This is a genomic window from Curtobacterium sp. PvP017, assembly GCF_054060195.1.
Genome location: NZ_JBSSCY010000002.1, coordinates 542,360 through 563,557, shown reverse-complemented (window position 1 = coordinate 563,557; position 21,198 = coordinate 542,360). Strand labels below are relative to the sequence as shown.

At 69.2% G+C, this 21,198-nt stretch carries 19 protein-coding genes; 5 read left to right on the top strand and 14 right to left on the bottom strand.

What is annotated here, in order from left to right; all coding sequences use genetic code 11:
- Positions 1–119 precede the first annotated feature (119 nt).
- Together ACVKXF_RS06785 and ACVKXF_RS06780 are read right to left on the bottom strand one after the other, a co-directional pair.
- Entirely contained in the window at positions 120–2,564 is a 2,445-nt protein-coding gene (locus tag ACVKXF_RS06785) for an ATP-dependent helicase (RefSeq protein WP_456795257.1), read from the bottom strand.
- Between the two features lie 12 nt (positions 2,565–2,576).
- Entirely contained in the window at positions 2,577–3,587 is a 1,011-nt protein-coding gene (locus ACVKXF_RS06780; protein WP_456795256.1) for a glycerophosphodiester phosphodiesterase family protein, read from the bottom strand.
- A gap of 106 nt (positions 3,588–3,693) precedes the next feature.
- Here ACVKXF_RS06780 and ACVKXF_RS06775 point away from each other — a divergent pair, with 106 nt between their 5' ends.
- Positions 3,694–4,683 carry a DUF817 domain-containing protein gene (locus ACVKXF_RS06775; RefSeq protein WP_456795255.1) on the top strand — a complete coding sequence of 330 codons (990 nt, stop codon included), beginning with the start codon at positions 3,694–3,696 and terminating at the stop codon, positions 4,681–4,683.
- A gap of 36 nt (positions 4,684–4,719) precedes the next feature.
- Positions 4,720–5,592: a Bax inhibitor-1/YccA family protein gene (locus ACVKXF_RS06770; protein WP_111083414.1), complete on the top strand. Its 873-nt coding sequence runs from the start codon at positions 4,720–4,722 to the stop codon at positions 5,590–5,592.
- Between the two features lie 290 nt (positions 5,593–5,882).
- Here the strand turns inward: ACVKXF_RS06770 and guaA are convergent, their stop codons facing one another.
- From guaA to ACVKXF_RS06745, 5 genes are read right to left on the bottom strand one after another with little or no spacing between them, the layout of a single operon-like run.
- On the bottom strand, positions 5,883–7,463 hold the full coding sequence (gene guaA / locus ACVKXF_RS06765; protein WP_123311811.1) for a glutamine-hydrolyzing GMP synthase: 1,581 nt from the start codon (positions 7,461–7,463) through the stop codon (positions 5,883–5,885).
- Positions 7,460–7,906 (bottom strand): DUF3817 domain-containing protein, encoded by a 447-nt coding sequence (locus ACVKXF_RS06760; RefSeq protein ID WP_123311809.1) that lies wholly within the window; start codon positions 7,904–7,906, stop codon positions 7,460–7,462. Before ACVKXF_RS06760 ends, guaA begins: the two co-directional genes overlap by 4 nt.
- 10 nt (positions 7,907–7,916) lie before the next feature.
- Entirely contained in the window at positions 7,917–8,696 is a 780-nt protein-coding gene (locus ACVKXF_RS06755; RefSeq protein ID WP_396289516.1) for an SURF1 family cytochrome oxidase biogenesis protein, read from the bottom strand.
- Between the two features lie 5 nt (positions 8,697–8,701).
- Positions 8,702–10,153 carry a cation:proton antiporter gene (locus ACVKXF_RS06750; RefSeq protein ID WP_456795254.1) on the bottom strand — a complete coding sequence of 484 codons (1,452 nt, stop codon included), beginning with the start codon at positions 10,151–10,153 and terminating at the stop codon, positions 8,702–8,704.
- A 3-nt stretch (positions 10,154–10,156) separates the two neighbouring features.
- Positions 10,157–10,687: a cation:proton antiporter regulatory subunit gene (locus tag ACVKXF_RS06745; protein WP_071260110.1), complete on the bottom strand. Its 531-nt coding sequence runs from the start codon at positions 10,685–10,687 to the stop codon at positions 10,157–10,159.
- Positions 10,688–10,771: 84 nt separating this feature from the next.
- Between ACVKXF_RS06745 and ACVKXF_RS06740 the strand changes: the two genes are divergently transcribed.
- Positions 10,772–11,272, top strand: coding sequence for a hypothetical protein (locus ACVKXF_RS06740; RefSeq protein ID WP_456795253.1), 501 nt, complete (start codon positions 10,772–10,774; stop codon positions 11,270–11,272).
- Between the two features lie 58 nt (positions 11,273–11,330).
- Here the strand turns inward: ACVKXF_RS06740 and ACVKXF_RS06735 are convergent, their stop codons facing one another.
- The 7 genes from ACVKXF_RS06735 to ACVKXF_RS06705 form a co-directional block, all read right to left on the bottom strand.
- Positions 11,331–13,217, bottom strand: coding sequence for a glycerol-3-phosphate dehydrogenase/oxidase (locus ACVKXF_RS06735; protein WP_456795252.1), 1,887 nt, complete (start codon positions 13,215–13,217; stop codon positions 11,331–11,333).
- A gap of 65 nt (positions 13,218–13,282) precedes the next feature.
- Positions 13,283–14,401 (bottom strand): GuaB3 family IMP dehydrogenase-related protein, encoded by a 1,119-nt coding sequence (locus ACVKXF_RS06730; protein ID WP_123311799.1) that lies wholly within the window; start codon positions 14,399–14,401, stop codon positions 13,283–13,285.
- 52 nt (positions 14,402–14,453) lie between these two features.
- On the bottom strand, positions 14,454–14,645 hold the full coding sequence (locus tag ACVKXF_RS06725) for a hypothetical protein (protein ID WP_027466695.1): 192 nt from the start codon (positions 14,643–14,645) through the stop codon (positions 14,454–14,456).
- A 146-nt stretch (positions 14,646–14,791) separates the two neighbouring features.
- Positions 14,792–15,598, bottom strand: coding sequence for an ABC transporter ATP-binding protein (locus tag ACVKXF_RS06720; RefSeq protein WP_456795251.1), 807 nt, complete (start codon positions 15,596–15,598; stop codon positions 14,792–14,794).
- Positions 15,595–16,497: an ABC transporter ATP-binding protein gene (locus ACVKXF_RS06715; RefSeq protein ID WP_123293178.1), complete on the bottom strand. Its 903-nt coding sequence runs from the start codon at positions 16,495–16,497 to the stop codon at positions 15,595–15,597. The genes ACVKXF_RS06720 and ACVKXF_RS06715 overlap by 4 nt, the downstream gene beginning before the upstream one ends.
- The gene (locus ACVKXF_RS06710; RefSeq protein ID WP_123311797.1) at positions 16,490–17,476 is read right to left on the bottom strand and encodes a branched-chain amino acid ABC transporter permease; all 987 of its coding nucleotides are present in this window, start codon (positions 17,474–17,476) and stop codon (positions 16,490–16,492) included. The genes ACVKXF_RS06715 and ACVKXF_RS06710 overlap by 8 nt, the downstream gene beginning before the upstream one ends.
- A gap of 12 nt (positions 17,477–17,488) precedes the next feature.
- Positions 17,489–18,799: a branched-chain amino acid ABC transporter permease gene (locus tag ACVKXF_RS06705; protein ID WP_123312223.1), complete on the bottom strand. Its 1,311-nt coding sequence runs from the start codon at positions 18,797–18,799 to the stop codon at positions 17,489–17,491.
- A 336-nt stretch (positions 18,800–19,135) separates the two neighbouring features.
- Between ACVKXF_RS06705 and guaB the strand changes: the two genes are divergently transcribed.
- Together guaB and ACVKXF_RS06695 are read left to right on the top strand one after the other, a co-directional pair.
- The gene (gene guaB / locus ACVKXF_RS06700; RefSeq protein ID WP_123293173.1) at positions 19,136–20,638 is read left to right on the top strand and encodes an IMP dehydrogenase; all 1,503 of its coding nucleotides are present in this window, start codon (positions 19,136–19,138) and stop codon (positions 20,636–20,638) included.
- A 74-nt stretch (positions 20,639–20,712) separates the two neighbouring features.
- Positions 20,713–21,096, top strand: a complete 384-nt coding sequence (locus ACVKXF_RS06695) for a VOC family protein (protein ID WP_340197760.1) — start codon at positions 20,713–20,715, stop codon at positions 21,094–21,096.
- The last annotated feature ends 102 nt before the right edge of the window (positions 21,097–21,198 follow it).

The window sequence follows — 21,198 nt, the reverse complement described above, 5'->3', positions numbered from 1 at the left end:
GTGTCACCCGAACAGGGGTGGACTCCCAGGTCTCGGGCGTGGCGCGACGTCCTCGTGCCCACGACGAACGCACCCCGCCGGGGAACCGGCGGGGTGTACGGACGTTCAGCCGGCTCTGGCTAGAGCTTCTCGATCGGCGCGATCTTGATGAGCAGCTTCTTGCGACCGGCGGAGTCGAACGCGATCTCCGCGATGCGCTTCGCGCCCTGGCCGGTCACCGCGGACACCGTGCCCTCACCGAAGTCGACGTGCTTGATGCGGTCACCGGCGACGAGTTCCATGTCCCCGTTGTCACGGACCTGGCCGGACACCCGGTTCGCCCACTCGGTCTTCGGGCGGGTCTTCGACGCGGCCGCCGCACGGTCGTACGAGCCACCGCCCCAACCGCCGCCACCGCGGTACCCACCGCCGCCGCCACCGCCGATGCCGCCCTCGCGCTTGGCGTTCAGCGCGCGGGGCTGCGTGCCACCACGGCTGTTCGCCATGCCCGGCGACTGCTTCCACTCGATGAGCCCCTCGGGGATCTCCTGCAGGAAGCGCGACGGCATCGCGACGTTGACGTCGCCGAACTGCGCGCGCGTCATCGCCAGCGACAGGAACAGGACCTTCTTCGCGCGGGTGATGCCGACGTAGAACAGGCGGCGTTCCTCGGAGGGGCCACCCGGCTCGTTCGCGGACATCCGGTGCGGCAGCAGGTCTTCCTCGACCCCGGTCAGGAACACGGCCTCGTACTCCAGACCCTTGGCCGTGTGCAGCGTCATGAGCGACACCGTGCCCGACGAGTCGTCGAGCTCGTCCGCCGCAGCCACCAACGAGACCTCGGTCAGGAAGTCCGTCAGTGTGCCCTCGGGGTTGTTCTTCTGGAACTCGCGCGTCACCGCCACGAGCTCGTCGATGTTGTCGGCGCGGGCGGCGTCCTGCGCGTCGGGCGACTTCCGCAGGTTCTCGAGCAGGCCGGAGCCGTCGAGCAACTGCGTCAGGGTGTCGACGACCGGCTGGGTCTGGGCCTTCTCGGACACGGAGTCGAGCAGCGCGGCGAACGCCGTGATGGCGTTGCGGACCTTCGGGCCGAAGCCGAGCTCGTCGGCGTGCCGCAGGGCATCGCGCATCGTGGTCTCGTGCTCGTCGGCGTAGCGCTGCAGGGTCGTCTCGGTGACGGACCCGATGCCGCGCTTCGGCACGTTGAGCACACGACGGAGCGCCATCGGGTCCGCCGGGTTCGCGACGGTGATCAGGTACGCCATGGCGTCCTTGATCTCGGCACGCTCGTAGAACTTCGTGCCGCCGAGCACCCGGTACGGGATCGCGGCGCGGATGAAGATCTCCTCGAGCGCACGGGTCTGCGAGTTCGTCCGGTAGAACACCGCCATGTCGCGGTAGTCCATGCCGCCCTCACGCAGGCGCTGGATCTCGTCGGCGACGAACTGTGCCTCGTCGTGGCCGGTGTACCCGGTGAAGCCGACGATCTTCTCGCCCGCGCCGACGTCGGTGAACAGGTTCTTCGCTTGACGGTCGAAGTTGTTCGCGATGACGGCGTTCGCCGCGTCGAGGATGGTCTGCGTCGACCGGTAGTTCTGCTCGAGCAGGATCACCTTGGAGTTCGGGAAGTCGCGCTCGAACTCGACGATGTTGCGGATGTCGGCCCCGCGGAACGCGTAGATCGACTGGTCCGAGTCGCCGACGACGGTCAGGGACGCCCCGGCGATCGAGCCGTCGCGCTCGCGCATGCGGGCGACGTGCTGGCCGGAGTCCTCGAGCTTGTCGACCTGCTCGACCGGCACCGGACGCGTGAGCTCGCGGATCAGTGAGTACTGCGCGTGGTTCGTGTCCTGGTACTCGTCGACCAGGATGAAGCGGAAGCGCCGCTGGTACAGCGCAGCGACCTCGGGGAAGGCCCGGAACAGGAAGACGGTCTGGCCGATGAGGTCGTCGAAGTCGAAGGCGTTCGCCCGGCGCAGGTCGTTCGTGTACCGACGGAAGACCTCGGTGAACATGACTTCCTGCGGGTCGTTCACGTTGATGTTGCGCGCGTAGGAGTCGATGTCCTGCAGCTCGTTCTTGAGCTTCGAGATCTTCGACGCCGCTGCGCCCACGGTGAGCCCGAGCGTGTCCGCCTCGAGGTCCTTGATGATCCGCTTCAGCAGGGCCTTGGAGTCGGCGGAGTCGTAGATCGTGAACGACTGCGCGAACCCGAACCGCTCGGCCTCGCGCCGGAGGATGCGCACGCACGCCGAGTGGAACGTCGAGATCCACATGCCGTCGGACTCGCCGCCGACCAGCGCCCGGACACGCTCGCGCATCTCGGCCGCGGCCTTGTTCGTGAAGGTGATCGCGAGGATCTGCGACGGCCAGGCTTCACGGTTGGCGAGCAGCAGCGCGATGCGGCGCGTGAGGACGCTCGTCTTGCCGGACCCGGCGCCGGCCACGATCAGCAGGGACTCGCCGCGGTACTCGACGGCTTCCTTCTGCTGGGGGTTCAGGCCCGCGGTGAACGGGTCTTCGTACGCACGGGCACCGGCGCCCGGCTCGGGCGTCGATTCGAAGGGGTCGAGCACGATCGTCATGTTCGGGACAGTCTAAGCGGGACCCCCGACAGCCGACCGGGCGAGGACCGCCAGGTCGGTGTGGTCCGCGAACACCCCGTCGAGACCGGTCCGGATCACCGAGGTGTACCAGCGCTCCCAGTCCCCGAAGGCCGCGACGTCCCCGCCCCGGCGCAACGGCCCGGGCAGGAACCGGTTCTCCGGCCGGAGCGTCCACGTGTAGACGGCGAGCCCCGCCGCGTGGGCACGGTCGACGATCGCGCTCCGCACCGGCGTCGGGTCCTCGAGCGCGACGCTGTCCACCCCGGCCATCAGCGTGCCGAGGTCGACGCTGATGCCGTGGAACTCGGTCGCGAAGGACGCGAGGGCGTCCTCGGAACGCTCCGCGGCGTAGGTGGGAGCCAGCGATCCGTGGGACGCGACCTCGTCGGCGGCGCTGCCACGGGCCTCCTGGAGGTACACCAGCCGACCACCCGTGTGCCGCTCGCGCAGCTCGCGGAGCACGCCCTTCTCGAAGCTCTCGACCGTGAGCCGCTCGTCCCGGCGCCACCCGGCGTCACCGAGCGCGCGGTCGACGAGCTCGTCCATCGGGAAGCCCGCACGGTCGAAGAAGGCCGCGTGCTTGACCTCGGCGACCAGCCCGACCGGACGAGGCGCGGCATCGAGGATCGCGAGCAGGTCCTCGAGGCGCAGGATCGGTTCCTCGCCGTCGTGCTCGGCCGACCCGGGCCGCAGCGCGGGCAGGCGCTCGCGGGTGCGGAGCGTCTGCAGCTCGGCCCACGTGAAGTCCTCGGTGAACCAGCCGGTCAGGGACTGGCCGTCGACGGTCTTCGTCGTGCGCAGGTGCCGGAACTCCGGGTGGTCCGCGACGTCGGTGGTGCCGGACACCTCGTTCTCGTGGCGGAGCACGAGCACGCCGTCCTTCGTGGGCACCAGGTCCGGCTCGATCGCGTCGGCACCGAGCTCGATGGCGAGCTCGTACGCGCTCCGCGAGTGCTCGGGGCGGTAGCCGGACGCACCGCGGTGGGCGATCACGAGGGTCATGGCGCGACCCTACTGGGCCAGGGTGACGGCCGACCGTCCTGTGTCGCGGGACACACGCACCCGGCCGGAGCCCGTGCTTCCCAGCATCGACGCTGACCATCGCCGCATGACCGTCCGTTCGCTCTCCACCGCCGTCGAGGCCCGGATCGACCGCGCCGCCCGCCGACTGCTCGACGCCGGGCACCAGCCGCACCGGCCCGTCCGGCTGTTCGTCACCGAGTTCCTGGTGTTCGGCGCGAAGCAGGCGTGGGCGTGCGCGTTCGGGGCGCTGCTGCTCGGATCGATGGCCGTGGTGCACGTCACCGTGCCGGCGCCGTACCGGAACGACGTGCTGACCGGTGTCGCGGTGCTGCTGCAGGTCGGCATGCTCGTGTTCGGGCTCGAGACCGTGCGGGAGCTCCGGGTCGTCCTGCTCTTCCACGTCGTCGGCACCGTGATGGAGGTCTTCAAGACGCACATGGGCTCGTGGTCGTACGGACCCGGCGGGTTGTTCGTCGTCGCCGGGGTCCCGTTGTTCTCCGGCTTCATGTACGGCGCAGTCGGGTCCTACATGGTCCGCGTGTACCGCCTGTTCGACCTGCGGTTCGACCGGTACCCGCGGCAGTGGCTGCTCGCCGTCGTCGCTGCCGGCGTGTACCTGAACTTCTTCGGACACCACTTCCTGCCCGACGCCCGCTGGGTCCTGCTCGCGCTCGTCGTGCTGCTCTTCGCCCGCACGACCATGCACGTCCGGATCCACCGGGCGACGGTGCGCATGCCGGTGCTCGTGGCGATGGGACTCGTCGCCGTGTTCATCTGGTTCGCCGAGAACGTCGCGACCTGGGCAGGAGCGTGGAGCTACCCCGCGCAGCTCGCTCTGTGGCAGCCGGTGGCCCCGACCAAGATCGTCGCCTGGTTCCTGCTCATGACGATCTCGGTCGCGCTCGTGACCTGGCTGTACCCGGTAGTGCCGTCCGGGTCGGCGCGCTCGACGGCGGACTCTCGACGACTTCGAGGCGCGCGCGCAGCGGGTGCCCATAGGCTGCCGTCGTCAGGGCCCCCGGGCCCGCGTCCGCTCGCCGCGAATCCTCAGCCTTCCGCGACCGAGCGCACCTAGGCTGAGAGGACTCATATCTCCTAGGAAGAGGACACCATGGCCTTCAAGCCCGGTTTCGACCAGTCCCCCGCCTTCAACGCCCAGGGACCCAACACCTGGGGCGGGCGCGGCGCTGGTCAGCAGCAGGCCGGCTGGGGACAGACCCCGCAGCAGGCACAGGGCGGGATGACCCCCGAGCAGCTGCAGTACATGTACGACCGCCCGGCGGCATCGACGGTCGACACCGACCGCATGTCGTACGAGGACACCATCGTCAAGACGCTGCTCGCCTTCGGTGTGCTGCTCGTCGGCGCGGTGGCCGGCTGGAACCTGCCCCCGATCGTGTGGATCGTCGGCGCGATCGTCGGGTTCGTCCTGGCGCTCGTGAACACCTTCAAGAAGAAGCCGTCGCCGGGTCTGATCCTGACGTACGCGTTCTTCGAGGGGCTCTTCGTCGGCGGGATCTCGAACTTCTTCGAGTACAACTTCACGCAGACTGGCGGCATCGTCGCCCAGGCCGTGTTCGGCACCCTCGGGGTGTTCGCGGTCACGCTGCTCCTGTTCCTGTCGGGCAAGGTCCGTGCGACCCCGAAGGCCACCCGCTTCTTCCTCATCGCGATCGTCGGGTACATGGCGTTCTCGCTCGTGAACCTGGTCCTGATGTGGACCGGTGTGACCCAGAGCGCCTTCGGCCTCATGGGTGTGACGTTGTTCGGTATCCCGCTCGGCGTCCTCATCGGCATCTTCGTCGTGGTCATGGCGGCGTACTCGCTGATCCTCGACTTCGACCAGATCAAGACCGGTGTCCAGCGCGGCGCCCCGAAGATCTACGCGTGGACCGCGGCGTTCGGCCTCATCGTGACGCTCGTCTGGCTGTACCTCGAGATCTTGCGCATCCTCGCCATCGTCGCGAGCAGCGCGCGCAACTAGTACCACCGCGTCCACGAAGGGCCCCGGCGCTGCCGGGGCCCTTCGTCGTTCCCGGAGCAGGGGGGCTGTGGCGTTGTGGGGCTCGCCGTGCCCGCGGCGCCGAGGTTCCACGACATGCCGCGGGTGCGACGCCGAGGTTCCACGGGTGCCCCGGGGGAGGCGCGAGATGCCGAGATTTCGGAACCTCGGGGAAGCCCGACCCGCGCAAGCCCGACGCGCGCACGCACCCCCGGCACGCGCGGAGGCCCGGCACGCAGTGCGTGCCGGGCCTCCGAGCGTTCAGGGGAGCGTCACTCCCACTCGATCGTCCCCGGCGGCTTCGACGTGACGTCGAGCACGACCCGGTTGACGTCGGGCACCTCGTTCGTGATGCGGTTCGAGATCTTCGCGAGCACGTCGTACGGCAGGCGCGTCCAGTCGGCGGTCATGGCGTCCTCGGACGAGACCGGACGGAGCACGATCGGGTGCCCGTACGTGCGACCGTCACCCTGGACACCCACGGAGCGGACGTCGGCGAGCAGGACGACCGGGCACTGCCAGATCTCCCCGTCGAGGCCGGCCGCGGTGAGTTCCTCGCGAGCGATCTTGTCGGCCGCGCGGAGCAGCTCCAGCCGCTGCTTGTCGACCGAACCGACGATGCGGATGCCGAGTCCCGGTCCGGGGAACGGCTGGCGGCCGACGATGACCTCGGGCAGGCCGAGCTCGCGGCCGACGGCACGGACCTCGTCCTTGAAGAGCGCACGGAGCGGCTCGACGAGCTCGAAGGTCATGTCCTCGGGCAGGCCGCCCACGTTGTGGTGCGACTTGATGTTCGCGGTACCGGCTCCGCCGCCGGACTCGACGACGTCGGGGTAGAGCGTGCCCTGCACGAGGAACTTGACCTCGGCATCAGAGTCGGAAGCCTGGGCCTCGAGCACCAGCGCCTCGGCCGCGGCCTCGAACGTCCGGATGAACTCGCGCCCGATGATCTTGCGCTTCTGCTCGGGGTCGCTGACGCCGGCGAGGGCGTCGAGGAACTGCTGCTCGGCGTCGATCGTGATGAGCCGGACACCGGTGGAGGCGACGTAGTCCTCTTCCACCTGCTTGCGCTCGTCGGCGCGGAGCAGCCCGTGGTCGACGAAGACGCAGGTGAGCTGGTCTCCGACGGCCTTGTGCACGATGGCCGCGGCGACGGCGGAGTCGACACCACCGGACAGGCCGGCGATGACGCGGTTCGACCCGACCTGGGCCTGGATCCGGGCGACCTGCTCGTCGATGACGTTGCTCGAGTTCCAGTCGCCGGGCAGACCGGCGGCGCGGTGCAGGAAGTTCTCGAGGACGGCCTGGCCGTGCTCGGAGTGCTTCACCTCGGGGTGCCACTGCACGCCGTAGAGCTTGCGCTCGTCGGACGCGAAGGCGGCGACGGGGGTCGAGGCGCTCGATGCGAGGACCTCGAAGCCCTCGGGTGCCTTCGCCACGGAGTCGCCGTGCGACATCCACGTGACCTGGGACACTGGCTGCCCACCGAGCAGGACGCTGTCGGTCCCGCTGACGTCGACGGACGTGGCGCCGTACTCGCGCAGGCCGGTGTTCGCCACCTCGCCACCGAGGGCGGTCGCCATGGCCTGGAAGCCGTAGCAGATGCCGAGCACGGGGACACCGAGCTCGAGGATGTCGCCGTCGAGTGACGGGGCACCGTCCTCGTAGACGGACGACGGACCACCGGACAGCACGATGGCGGCCGGGTCCTTGGCGCGGATCTCGTCCGCGGTGATGTCGTGCGGGACGATCTCGCTGTAGACGTTCGCTTCACGGACCCGACGCGCGATGAGCTGCGCGTACTGGGCCCCGAAGTCGACGACCAGGACGGGACGCTGTTCGGTCTCGCTCACCGAGCGGCCTCCTTCTCACGCTGCTGGGCAGCGATCAGCTCGTGGTAGGTGTCCATGGCCTTCTGCTGCATGCGGTGTTCGACCACGAAGGACATGAACGGGATGATGCCACCGAGGGCGATGAGCAGGAAGCGGGAGGGCCTCCAGCGCATGATGCTCCACAGACGGAAGTCCGTGAAGAGGTAGAGGACGTACAGCCAGCCGTGCGCGATGAGGATCGCGATCGACAGGTTGAACGTGCCGGGTGCTTCGCCGGCCGTGCCGTTCGGCACGAAGAACGGGCCGTTGCCGAGCTGCATCTCGAGCTGGAGCGGCGTGTACTTGATGATGACCTCGATCACGAGGGCCAGCAGCAGTACACCGGTGATGTACGCGGAGACGCGGTACCACTTCACCGCACCCGGGATCTTCGGGACGTCGCGGGTTCGGACGGTCAAGGCCATGACGACCAGCCTACCGTCGGTCGGCGAGGGCCCCGTCGACGCTGAGGGCAGCCTCACGCCGCTCCTCTTCCTCGCGTTCCCAGGCGTCCTTCACGAACCGGTACCAGAGGAACACCGCGAAGCCGGCGAAGACGACCCACTCGATCGCGTAGAACAGGTTCAGCCAGTCGAACTGGACCTCGCGCGACGGCGCACGGTCGGCGATGGTGCCGAGGTCGGCGGCCTGCGCGGTGGCGCCGTCGGCGACGACGTACCCGAGGTACATCCGGTCGTCGAAGGCCTGCCACGTGTTCACGAAGCGGGCTGGTGCCACGGCGGAGTACTCCGCCTGCTTGTAGGTGTCCTGGTCGGGCGACTCGGCCGGATAGTACCGGCCCTGCACCGTGATCGTCTGTCCGTCCGCCAGGCGGTCACCACCGGCGACGGCGGCCGACCGCTGGTCGGACCACCCGATGACGACCGGGAGGCTCGCCCCACCATCCGAGTCCACCATGTGTCCCACGGTCTGGTACGTCCCACCCCCGGTGCGGCCGGTCAGGATCGTGGTGTCGCCGGCGACGAAGGTGCCGGTGACGGTGACCTTCTGGCCGGCGATGGTCTCGCTCGCGGGCTCTTCGGGAGCGGTGATCGCCTCGAGCGTCTTGCGGGTCTCGGTGGTCGCCGGCAGCGGTTTGCCGTTGGCGATGCTCCGCTCGAGCTGCCACTTGCCCAGCCCCGCGAACACCGCCGCCAGCACGAGCGCCAGCACCAGCAGCGCGATCCACCTCGGTCGTCGGGCAACGGCCCACATCTGTATCAGTACTCCGGATCGCGCTGTCGGACCGGACGCTCGGGGCGCTCGGTGGGGATCTCGACGGGCGACGTGACGGGTTCGTCGGTCGCCTCCGGTGACCCATTGTCCTGCTCGTCCCTGCCAGCGGCCTCCACGAGCGCGAACTCCTCCGCGAACTGGCGGTCCCGCTCGGCACGGCGGGCCGCGGCGGCGGACGCTGCTTCGTCCGCTTCGGCCTCGGCGGCCTCGGCGGCGGCAGCCGCGGCGACCGCACGACGACCGCCGAGCCGCCCGCGCAGGCGGGCGAGGCGGGCGGGGCGCACCACGAGGCGGCCGATCCGCTCCGAGTTCACCGCGAGCAGCGGCCCGAGGATCGCCATGACGAGGACGTAGAGGCCCGCGAACGCGGTGATCCGCGCCTCCAGTCCGGCGGCAGCCGAGAGCGTCGCGAGGATCAGCGCGAACTCGCCACGGTTCACCAGGATCACGGCGGTGTTGATCCCCTGCTGGACGTTGAAGCCGTTCATGCGCGCGACGATCTGCCCGGCGACCGCGTTGAGCACGACGGTCATGCCGATCGCTCCGAGGACCGGCCAGAGCACCTCGCCGAAGGTCGACAGGTCGAGACCGAGCCCGAAGTTCACGAAGAAGAACGCGGCGAAGACGTCACGCATCGGCAGGGCGAGCTGTTCGATGCGGTCGCGGTACCGGGTGGCGCCGCAGAGCAGGCCGATGACGAAGGCGCCGATGGCGTCGGTCACGCCGAGCAGGTCGCCGATGCCGCCGAACATGACGGCGAGCCCGAAGAACAGCACCGTGAACAGTTCGTCGTCACGCGTCGCGAAGATCTTCGACACCCACTTGCCGGCGAACCGGGCGAGCGTGAACATCACGATCAGGAAGCCGAACGCGAGCGCGAGCTTGCCCACGACGGCCCAGGCGTTGGTGTCGCCGGACAGCACGACGGAGACGATCGCCAGGTAGATGGCGATGAAGACGTCCTCGATGACCGTGACACCCAGGATCATCGGGGTCTCGTCGTTCGCGAGCCGTCGCAGCTCGATGAGGAGCTTCGTCACGATCGCGCTCGACGACGTGGCCGTCATGCCGGCGATGATCAGGGCTTCTCGGGTTCCCCAGCCGAGCGAGAACCCGAAGGCGAAGCCGACACCCATGTTGATGACCACGTAGGTGCCGCCCGACACGAGGAGTTTGCCGGCGTTGCCGTAGAACTCCTCCTGGTCGAACTCCAACCCGAGGTTGAACAGCAGCAGGATGAGCCCGAACGTCGCGATCAGCTCGATCGTGTGCGACTCGACGTTCAGGCCGATCCACGGCGTGTGCGGGCTCGCGATGAGCCCGACGATCATGTAGATCGGGATCGCCGGCAGACCGATGGTCTTGCCGAGCCGCCCGAGCACGTAGGCGATGACGAACAGCACACCGATGGTGAGCAGTTCACCGCCCAGGTGCATGCGCTAGCTCTTCCGCGGGGCCTCGGCCGATGCGGCCGCAAGCTCTCCGCTGCGGTAGAAGGAGAAGGCCTTGGCGACCTTCTCGGGGGAACCGGCGACGACGATGGTGTCACCGGGGAAGACGACGAAGTCCGGCGAGGGTGCCGGGTTGGCGCTGTCGCCACGGACGACGGCCACGACGGTCAGGCCGATGAAGCCGGAGTCGTGCAGGTCGCCGAGGGGCTTGCCGGCGATCGCGTCGTCGTAGTCGACCGAGAACCAGTCGATGGACAGGCCGGGGATCTCGTCGAGCTTGTCGAGGCCCTCGGTGATCCGGGTGCCGCCCAGGAGTTCGGCGAGGGTGTGCGCCTCGTCCTCGCTGAGGCGCAGCGAGACCTTCTCGGACTTGTCCGCGCCGTCGGAGACGTCGGCGAACGAGATGAGGTCGGAGTGACCCGACCGGTGCGTGATGACACCGCACTTGCCACCGTCGTCGGTGTAGAAGCTGTGCAGCACGCCGACTCCGGGGAGTTTGACGCGATGGACGTCGACCATGATGGCTCCCTTTTCGAGTACCCCGATGATAACCACCGGGGGTGCCCGGCCATTCCACACCTGCCGGGCCGCTATCGTCACCGCATGGGGAGAACTCGGATCGTCGTCGGGGTCGTCGGGACGCTGGTCGTCGCGCTGTACGCGGGGTTGCTGGCGCTCAACGCGCTCGTGCTCGATCCGCTCGGCGCGGTGCCCGGGCAGTCGCTCGGTGCGATCTACCGCCACCTCGACGCGCAGGGGTACCAGGTGCGGACCGACGTCGTGGCGGTGCTCGTCATCGCGGCGGTCGGCATCGCGTTGGCGGTCACGGTCCTGATCGTGGCGCTGGTCCGGCGGACGACGGCGCACGTCGCCGCCGCCTGGCTGCTGGCGATCGTGGCCGCCGGCGCCGTCCAGGTGTTCGGTTCCGGGTTCCAGCTCGGGATGGACGTGGCCGACGGCTACGGCATCGGCGGCGAGGACCACACCATCTGGGCCGGTGTCCTCTACGGCACCAGCCTCGTCGCGCTGCTCGCGATCCCGGTCGTGCTCGTCATCGGCGAGCGACGCCGTGGTCGCACCGTGGCGGGGACGCTGGCCGCCTGACGGACGAACCCCGGGCCTCCCGTCCGGAGGCCCGTGGCCGCGTCCGCGACGCGGGTCGCTACTCCGGCTCGCTCGTCTTCTCCCCCACCACCTGCTCGTCCGACGCCTTCGCGCCCTCGGCGCCGCTGCTGCGGCCGCCGCCCACGACGACGTCGTCCTCGTCGAAGCCGAACGCGATGTCCGGCGCCTCGAGCCGCACGCGGTCGGCGCTCTCGTCGTCGGGCTGCAGCTGCGACTCGCGTTCCGCGGCCACGCGCTTCAGGTAGTTCGAAACCTCGTGCTCGGTCGTCTCCTGGTCCCAGCCGAGCACGTCGGCCATGAGCCTCGCGGCGACCGGGGCCGCCGACTCCCCGCGGTCCCAGGCCTCGATCGAGATGCGGGTGCGGCGGGCAAGGACGTCCTCCAAGTGCAGGGCCCCCTCGTGCGAGGCTGCGTACACGACCTCGGCACCGATGTAGTCGTCGGCGCCCGGGAGCGGCTCTGCCAGGGTCGGGTCCTGCTCGACGAGCTGCAGCACCTCGGTGGCCAGGGTGCCGTAGCGGTTCAGCAGGTGCTCGATGCGGACCTTGTGCACGTTGAAGCTGCGGGCGGTCCGTGCGCGGCGGTTCCACGCGGCCGGGTAGCCCTCGGCGCCGAGCAGTGGGATGTCCTCGGTGGTCGACGCCGGGATCTTGCCGTCCATCGCGGCGACGGCCTCGTCGATGGCGTCCTTCCCCATCACCCGGTAGGTCGTCCACTTGCCGCCGGCGACGACCACGAGCCCGGGCACGGTGTGCGCCACCACGTGCTCACGGCTGAGCTTCGAGGTCTGGTCGGACTCCCCCGCCAGCAACGGCCGGAGGCCGGCGTAGACACCCTCGACGTCCTCACGGGTGAGCGGGACGCGGAGCACCTTGTTGACGTGCTCGAGGATGTAGTCGATGTCCGCCGCGGTCGCCGCCGGGTGCGCCTTGTCGAGGTACCAGTCGGTGTCGGTCGTGCCGACCAGCCAGTGCCGGCCCCACGGGATCACGAACAGCACGCTCTTCTCGGTGCGCAGGATCATGCCCATGTTCGACTGGAACCGGTCGCGCGGGATGACCAGGTGCACGCCCTTCGACGCCCGCACCTTGAACTGCCCGCGGGTGCCGATCATCGCCTGCGTGTCGTCCGTCCAGACACCCGTGGCGTTCACGACCTGCTTCGCGCGGATCTCGAACCGCTCCCCGGTCTGGATGTCGTGGGCCTGCGCGCCGACGACGCGCTCCCCAACCTTGATGAAGCCCTCGATCCGGATCCGGCTCGCGGCGTGGGCACCGTAGGACACCGCGGTGCGGACGAGCGAGGCCACGTAGCGGGCGTCGTCGACCTGGGCGTCGTAGTAGGTCATGCCGCCGACGAAGGCGTCCTTCTTGAGCGACGGCATCGAGCGGAGCACCTGCGTGCGGCTGAGGTGCCGGTGGTGCGGGACCCCGGGCGGGCGTCCGCCGGACCAGCTGAAGGCGTCGTACATCGCCATGCCGATGCCGATGTAGAACCGCTCCCACACGCGGTGGTTGAGCGGGTACAGGAAGCGCACCGGCTTCACCAGGTGCGGGGCGATCCGCTGCAGCAGCAGCCCCCGTTCGATGAGGGCCTCGCGCACGAGCCCGAAGTTCAGCTGCTCCAGGTAGCGGATGCCGCCGTGCACGAGCTTCGACGAACGGCTCGACGTGCCGGAGCCCCAGTCGCGGGCCTCGACGATGCCGACGGTCAGGCCGCGGGTGACGGCGTCGAGCGCACTGCCCGCACCGACGATGCCGCCGCCCACGACCAGGACGTCGAGCTCCTTCGTCTTGAGGGTCTCGATCGCCTCCGCGCGTTCGTCGGGGCCGAGCTTGGCCGCGGGGTCGAACCCCGCTCCCGGCACGACGTCGCCAGGACGTCCGGCCGAACTGGTCTGCTTCGTGGTGCTGGACTTCGCCATCGTCGCCTCCGGGTCACGGTCGGCGCCGAGGCGTCACCCGCGTCGGTGCACGGGTGCCACCAGGATCACTGGTGGTACGGCGCCACGACCACTTCTACTCGCTGGAACTCCTTGGCGTCGGAGTATCCGGTCGTCGCCATCGATCGACGCAGCGCACCGACGAGGTTGGCACGGCCGTCGTGGGTCGGCGTCGGACCGTTCAGCACGTTCTCGAGCGGGGCGATCGTGCCCACCTCGACCCGGCGGCCACGGGGCAGCTCCGGGTGGTGCGCCTCGGCACCCCAGTGGAAGCCGCCACCGGGCGCCTCGGTGGCACGGGCGAGCGCGGTGCCGAGCATGACGGCGTCGGCGCCGACCGCGATCGCCTTGACGATGTCGCCGGCGGTGTCGAGACCGCCGTCGGCGATGACGTGCACGTAACGGCCACCCGACTCGTCCAGGTAGTCACGACGGGCGCCGGCGACGTCGGCGACCGCGGTGGCCATCGGCGCGTGGATGCCGAGCGCGGCGCGCGTGGTCGACGCAGCGCCGCCGCCGAACCCGACGAGGACACCGGCGGCACCGGTGCGCATCAGGTGCAGCGCCGACGTGTAGGTCGAGGCACCGCCGACGATCACCGGGACGTCGAGCTCGTAGATGAACTTCTTGAGGTTGAGGGGCTCCTCGTTCTGCGACACGTGCTCGGCCGAGACCGTCGTACCGCGGATGACGAACAGGTCGACACCGGCATCGACGACCGTCTTCGAGAACTCCTGCGTGCGCTGCGGGCTGAGCGAGCCGGCGACCGGGACCCCGGCGGCACGGATCTCGGCCAGGCGCGCGGTGATCAGCTCCGGCTTGATCGGCTCGGAGTAGATCTCCTGCATGCGCTTCGTGACGTTGCCGTCGGTGAGCGACTTGATCTCGTCGTAGTAGGGCGTCGGGTCCTCGTACCGGGTCCACAGCCCCTCGAGGTCGAGGACGCCCAGGATGCCGAGCTTGCCCATCTGGATGACCGTGGCCGGCGAGGACACGGAGTCCATCGGCGCGGAGAGGATCGGCGACGCGAAGGTGAACGCGTCGATCGACCACTGCACGCTGACGTCGCGCGGGTCACGCGTCCGCCTGGAGGGGACCACTGCGATGTCGTCGAACGCGTACGCCCGACGTCCGCGCTTGCCTGCACCGATCTCGACTTCGCTCACCCGGCAAGCCTACCGGGCGGGTCCGGGGGCGTGCACGGACCGGACGGTGCGGTCAGCGCGGACGCCGCGGTGCCCGTCGGCGCTTCCGGAGCGCCCGCAGCACGAAGCCGAGCAGGAGCGCGAGCACCACGAGGACGACGAGCAGCACGGCCGCGACCTTGACGAGCAACGCCGCCCCGACGAAGAGCGCAATGAACACGAGCCAGACGAGGGCGTCGAGCACGAGGGGTCCGGAGGTGCGCACCCGCGGAACGATACCGACCCGCGCGGGGCGAGCCGCGCCTCCTGGCCGGGTACAGGAGCGGGGCCGTGCGGCGCGAAGCGACCACGCACGGCCCCACCCATCGCGGATACCACCCCCACAGCGGTACCCGCAGTCGACGCAGCGCGCTAGCGCCCTGCGTCGACGTCCTTGGCGAGCGTCCCCAGGTACAGCTCGATGACCTTCGGGTCGTCCGCGAGTTCCTTCCCCGTGCCCGAGTACGCGTTCCGCCCCTGGTCGAGCACGTACCCACGATCGCAGATCTGCAGACAGCGTCGCGCGTTCTGCTCCACCATGACGATCGACACACCGGCCTTGTTGATCCGTCGGGTCCGCAGGAACGTCTCGTCCTGCCGCACCGGCGACAGGCCCGCGCTCGGCTCGTCGAGCAGGAGCACCTTCGGGTCCATCATCAGCGCGCGCGCCATCGCGACCGACTGTCGCTCACCGCCGGACAGGGAGCCGGCCCGCTGGCCGCGCCGCTGCGCGAGCACCGGGAACAGGTCGTAGATGACCTCGAGCCGCTCGGCGAACTTGCGGGGCCGCAGGTACAGCCCCATCTGCAGGTTCTCCTCGATGGACAGCGAGGGGAACACGTTGTTCGTCTGCGGGACGAAGCCGACGCCGGCCTGGACGAGCTTGTTCGCCTTGAGGTTCGTGATGTCCTCACCCTGCAGCGTGACCGATCCCTCGCGGATCGACACGAGACCGAACAGGGCCTTGAGCAAGGTGGACTTGCCCGCACCGTTCGGCCCGATGATCCCGATCAGCTCGCCGGGGTAGCAGTCCAGGTCGCAGCCGTTCAGGATGTTCACGCCCGGCAGGTAGCCGGCGACGAGGTTCTTCGCGCTCAGCACCGGCTCGCGTTCCAGCGTGGCCGCCTGGGACCGACTGGAGGCGCTGCTCGCGTTCGTGGGGTCGACTGCGTCCGTCATCGGGTCTTCTCCTCTGCTGCTGCGTCCGCCGCGTCTTCTTCCGCGACTTCCTCCGCCAGTTCCTCGAAGGTCTCCTCGGTGAGGAGCGAGTCGTCGCCCAGGTCGGTGTCGTGGTGCGCACCGAGGTACGCGTCGATGACCGCCTGGTCGTCCATCACGGTGTCGGCCGGGCCCTCGGCGACGACCTTGCCCTCGGCCATCACGACCACCCAGTCCGAGATGTGCCGGACCATGTGCATGTCGTGCTCGACGAAGAGCACGGTCATGCCGTCGTCGCGCAGGGACTGGATGTGCCCGAGCAGCGACTGCGTCAGCGCCGGGTTCACGCCCGCCATCGGCTCGTCGAGCATGATCATCGTCGGGTCGGACATCAGCGCCCTGGCCATCTCGAGGAGCTTCCGCTGCCCGCCCGACAGCGAACCGGCGTAGTCGTCGGCCTTGTCGTCGAGCTTGAAGCGGGCGAGGAGGTCCTCGGCCTTCGCGGTGATCTCGCGCTCCCGCTTCGCCCACACGGGCTTGATCAGCGCCGCGAAGAAGTTCTCGCCGGGCTGGTCGCGGGCACCGAGGAGCATGTTCTGCATGACGGTGAGCCGCGACAACGCCTTCGTCAGCTGGAACGTGCGCACCATGCCGCGGTTGGCGATGTGGGTCGCACTCGTCTTCTGCAGGGTCGCGCCGTTGAACTGCGTCCTCGCGCCGGGGCTCGGCTTGTCGAAGCCGGTCAGCAGGTTGAAGAAGGTCGTCTTGCCGGCACCGTTCGGGCCGATCAGGGCCGTGATGGAACCGCGCTGGACCTCGAGGTGGTCGACGTCCACGGCGGTCATGCCGCCGAAGTGCCGGGTGACGCCGTCGACGGTGAGGATCGGGTCGGCCTTCGTGTAGCCGTAGGTCTCAGACACTGAACGTCAGCTCCTTCTTGTTGCCGAGCAACCCCTGTGGACGGAACACGATCAGGAGCATGAGCGCGACGCCGACGAGCACGTAGGAGAACTGCTCCGCCTGCTGCGCGTTCATGATCGAGTCCGGGATGAAGTCGCCGGCCAGGGTGCGGATGAAGAGGCGGAGGACGAAGAAGAGCACGGCACCGAGCACCGGACCGAACACCGTCGCGGCACCGCCGAGGATGAGCGCCGTCCAGATGAAGAACGTCATCGAGCGGCCCATGGCGTCCGGCTGCACCGAACTCGGCAGGACGTAGATGATGCCCGCGATCGCACCGAGTGCGCCACCGAACACGAGCGCCTGCATCTTGTACGAGTAGACGTTCTTGCCGAGGGAGCGGACGGCGTCCTCGTCCTCGCGGATCGCCTTCAGGACACGACCCCAGGGACTGCGCATGAGCAGGAAGAGCACGAGCGTGAACAGGGCGACGAGCGCCCAGGCCGCGATGCGGATCCACCAGCCGTTGACACCGTTGTTGGCGTAGGTGAACCAGAGGATCGTCGTGGTGCCGTCGGGCAGCGGGCTCAGGGCGGTGAAGGGGTCGCGGTAGCTCGACCCGGTGATGCCGTTCGAGCCGCCGGTCGTCGTGGTGAGCAGGCTCGAACGGCCGACCATGCGGATGATCTCGGCGCCGGAGATCGTCACGATCGCCAGGTAGTCGCCGCGGAGCCGCAGGGTCGGGACGCCGAGGATGATCGCGAACACGATGGCGACGAGCAGGGCGATGAGCACCGCCATCACGAACGGCAGCCCGTTGGTGATCGAGATCGCGAAGCCGTAGGCACCGAGCAGCAGGAACGCCGCCTGGCCCATGTTCACGAGCCCGGTCAGGCCGAAGTGCACGTTCAGTCCGATGGCTGCCAGCGCGAACGCCGCCGTGGTCGGGGCGAGGGCCTCTTGGGTGAGCGAGGACAGCAGGTTGAGGATGTAGTCCATGCGCGTGCTCCCTTAGCCGACCCGCTCGGCGCGGCCGAAGATGCCCTGCGGCCGGAACAGCAGGATGAGGATGAGGATGACGAGGGCGGTGGCGTACTTGAAGTCACCGGGGAGCACGAGGTTCGTGAGCTCGACGACGACGCCGATGATCATCGACCCGACGAGTGCGCCGTAGGCCGTGCCGAGGCCACCGAGCGTGACCGAGGCGAACATGAGCAGGAGCAGCTGCAGGCCGGTCTGCCAGTTCACGCCGTTCAGGACGAGGCCGAGCATCACGCCCGACAGCCCGGCGAGACCGGCGGCGAGCGTCCACACGAAGCGGATGACCCGGTCGACGTCGATGCCGGACGCTGCGGCGAGCGCCGGGTTGTCCGACACCGCACGGGTGGCCCGGCCGAAGCGGGTCTTCGCCAGGAACAGCCCGGTGGCGACCAGGACGACGAGCGCGATGCCCATCGCCACGTAGGACTGCACGGTGAGGGTGACCCCGGCGAACCGGACCGTCTCGGGGTTGCCCTGCTGGATGCGGACGGTCGCTGCGCCGAAGAAGTACTGGAACGCGTACTGGGCGGCGATCGACAGACCGATCGTCACGATCATGAGCTGCGTGAGGCTGATCCGCTTGCGCCGCAGCGGTCGCCAGATCCCGGCGTCCTGCAGGTACCCGGTCGCCGCGCACAACAGCGTGACGACGATGCCGGTCACCCAGATGTTCCAGCCGAGCTGGTTCGCGAACACGTAGGCCAGCAGCCCGCCGAGGGTGACCTGCTCGCCGTGCGAGAAGCTCGACAACCCCGTCGTGCCGTAGATGAGCGAGAGGCCGATCGACGCGAGCGCGATGAGCAGGCCGAGGCGGATGCCCGAGGCGAACTGCTGCCATGCCCGCTGCGGGCTGACGCTCGACGAGTCGGACGTGGTCGTCGCGCCCTTCTGGTCGGACAGCTGGAAGATCTGTCCGACGTTGGCGTTCAGCGTCGCCTGCACCTTGCGCTCGGCGTCGGCCGCGTTCGTCAGGTACTGGCCCTTCGGCAGGGTGGCCTGGTCGACGCTGACGGTGTACTCGCCGGCCTCGTCGACGCTGACCGACCAGCGGCCGTCGGCGTTCGTCGTCGCCGTCTCGGCGAAGCCACCGGGGCCGGCGACGTCGACGTCGACGTCCTCGGCCGGTTCGCGCTCGGAGTCGGTGATCGTGCCCTGGATGCACCCGTTGTCGGGGCTGACGGTGCAGGACTGACTGGTGGCCGGCGCCGACGTGGCGCTGAAGGCCGGCAGGGTGACCGCCCAGTCGATCAGGAAGGTCGCCAGGAACGCGGCGACGAGCACGGCCGCGAGGACCGGTCGACGTCGCGCCTGGCGGAGGCGGAACAGACGCGGCTGCGCCCGTCCCGGAGGAGTGATGGATCCCACGGAAGAGCCTCTCGTTCGGATGACGAGGAACCTATGGGGATTTTGTGACACCCGTGTTTCCAACACGTTCCCTGTGTGATTCGTACCCGAACTGTGACGTTGTGGAGGAACGCGTCCGAAGGGGGCGCGATCCGTTCCCCCAGGCGGAACGCGGAATAGCGAGAGGGCCCATGCGCGTTACCATGTCCTATCCGGAACCCGCCGTTGCGTTCCCGGTGTCTCGACCACTTCACTCGCCCACGAAGGGGACCCATGGACCAGCCGGATCCGTTCGGATTCATCGGACTCACGTACGACGACGTCATGCTCCTGCCCGGGCACACCGACGTCATCCCGAGCGAGGCGTCCACCGCGTCCCGGCTCACCAGGCGGATCTCCGTCAACGTCCCGCTGCTCTCCGCGGCGATGGACACCGTCACCGAAGCCCGCATGGCCATCGCCATGGCGCGGCAGGGCGGCATCGGGATCCTGCACCGCAACCTGTCCATCGAGGACCAGGCGGCCTACGTCGACAAGGTCAAGCGCTCCGAATCGGGCATGATCACCAACCCGGTGACCACCACCCCGGACGCCACGGTGGCCGAGGTCGACGCGATCTGCGGTCAGTTCCGCGTCTCCGGCCTCCCCGTGGTCGAGGCGGACGGCACCCTCGTCGGCATCATCACCAACCGCGACATGCGGTTCGTGGCCACGTTCGAGCAGTCGACCACCTTCGTGCGCGACGTCATGACCAAGGCGCCGCTGATCACCGCGATGGAGGGCATCGACCCGGAAGAGGCCATCGCGATCTTCGCGCAGCACAAGATCGAGAAGCTGCCGCTGGTGGACGCCGAAGGCAAGCTCCGCGGTCTCATCACCGTCAAGGACTTCGACAAGAGCGAGCAGTACCCGGACGCCACGAAGGACGACGAGGGCCGACTGCGCGTCGGTGCCGCGATCGGCTTCTTCGGTGACGCCTGGCAGCGTGCCGAGGCCCTGCGTGACGCCGGCGTCGACGTGCTCGTCGTCGACACCGCCAACGGCGAGAGCGAAGGCGTGCTCGACATGGTGCGCCGTCTCAAGGCCGACCCGTCGTTCGCGGACATCGACGTCATCGGCGGCAACGTCGCGACCCGTGCCGGTGCGCAGGCACTCATCGACGCCGGTGTCGACGCCGTCAAGGTGGGCGTCGGGCCCGGCTCGATCTGCACCACCCGCGTCGTCGCCGGCGTCGGTGTGCCGCAGGTCACCGCCGTGTACGAGGCCTCCCTCGCAGCACGCGAAGCCGGCGTGCCGATCATCGCCGACGGTGGCCTGCAGTACTCGGGCGACATCGCCAAGGCCCTGGTGGCCGGTGCCGACACCGTCATGCTCGGCTCGCTGCTGGCCGGCACCGACGAGTCCCCCGGCGACCTGGTCTTCGTGGGCGGCAAGCAGTTCAAGGCGTACCGCGGGATGGGCTCCCTGGGCGCACTGCAGACCCGCGGCAAGAAGACCTCGTACTCGAAGGACCGCTACTTCCAGGCCGACGTCCCCAACGACGACAAGCTGATCCCCGAGGGCATCGAGGGCCAGGTGCCCTACCGCGGCTCGGTCGGCAACGTCGTGTACCAGCTCACCGGTGGGCTCCGGCAGTCGATGTTCTACGTCGGCGGCCGCACGATCCCGGAGCTCAAGGCCCGCGGCAAGTTCGTCCGCATCACGGCTGCCGGGCTCAAGGAGTCGCACCCGCACGACGTCCAGATGGTCGTCGAGGCGCCGAACTACCGCAGCTGAGCCGACTGCACCCCGAACGCCCCGCTCCCCACCGGAGCGGGGCGTTCGTCGTCTGCCGGCAGTAGTGTCACGGCATGGTCAGCGCCGTCTCCCACACCACGATCGACTGCCGTGACGCCTACGCCCTGTCGGAGTGGTGGAAGCAGGTCCTCGGCTACGTCGACATCGCCGACGACCCGAACGCCCCCGGGCACGAGGAGTGCATGATCACCGCACCCGACGGCTCGCACCAGGTGCTGTTCATCCAGGTCCCCGAGGCGAAGTCCGTGAAGAACCGGATCCACTTCGACCTGCGTCCCACCGACCGCACGCGCGATGCCGAGGTCGAGCGGCTGCGGGGCATCGGTGCGACCGAACTCGCGGACCTCCGCCACGACGACGGTGGGTGGGTCGTGTTCGCGGATCCGGAGGGCAACGAGTTCTGCGTGCTGCGTTCCGCGGCTGAACGCGACGGCTGACGCGGGGCCGGTCCGGACGCCGATCCCTGATCCTCCGCACAGGAACGTCACGGCTCGGTAACGAAACAGTTTTGCGTACCGCCCCGTCACACGGGCGAAACA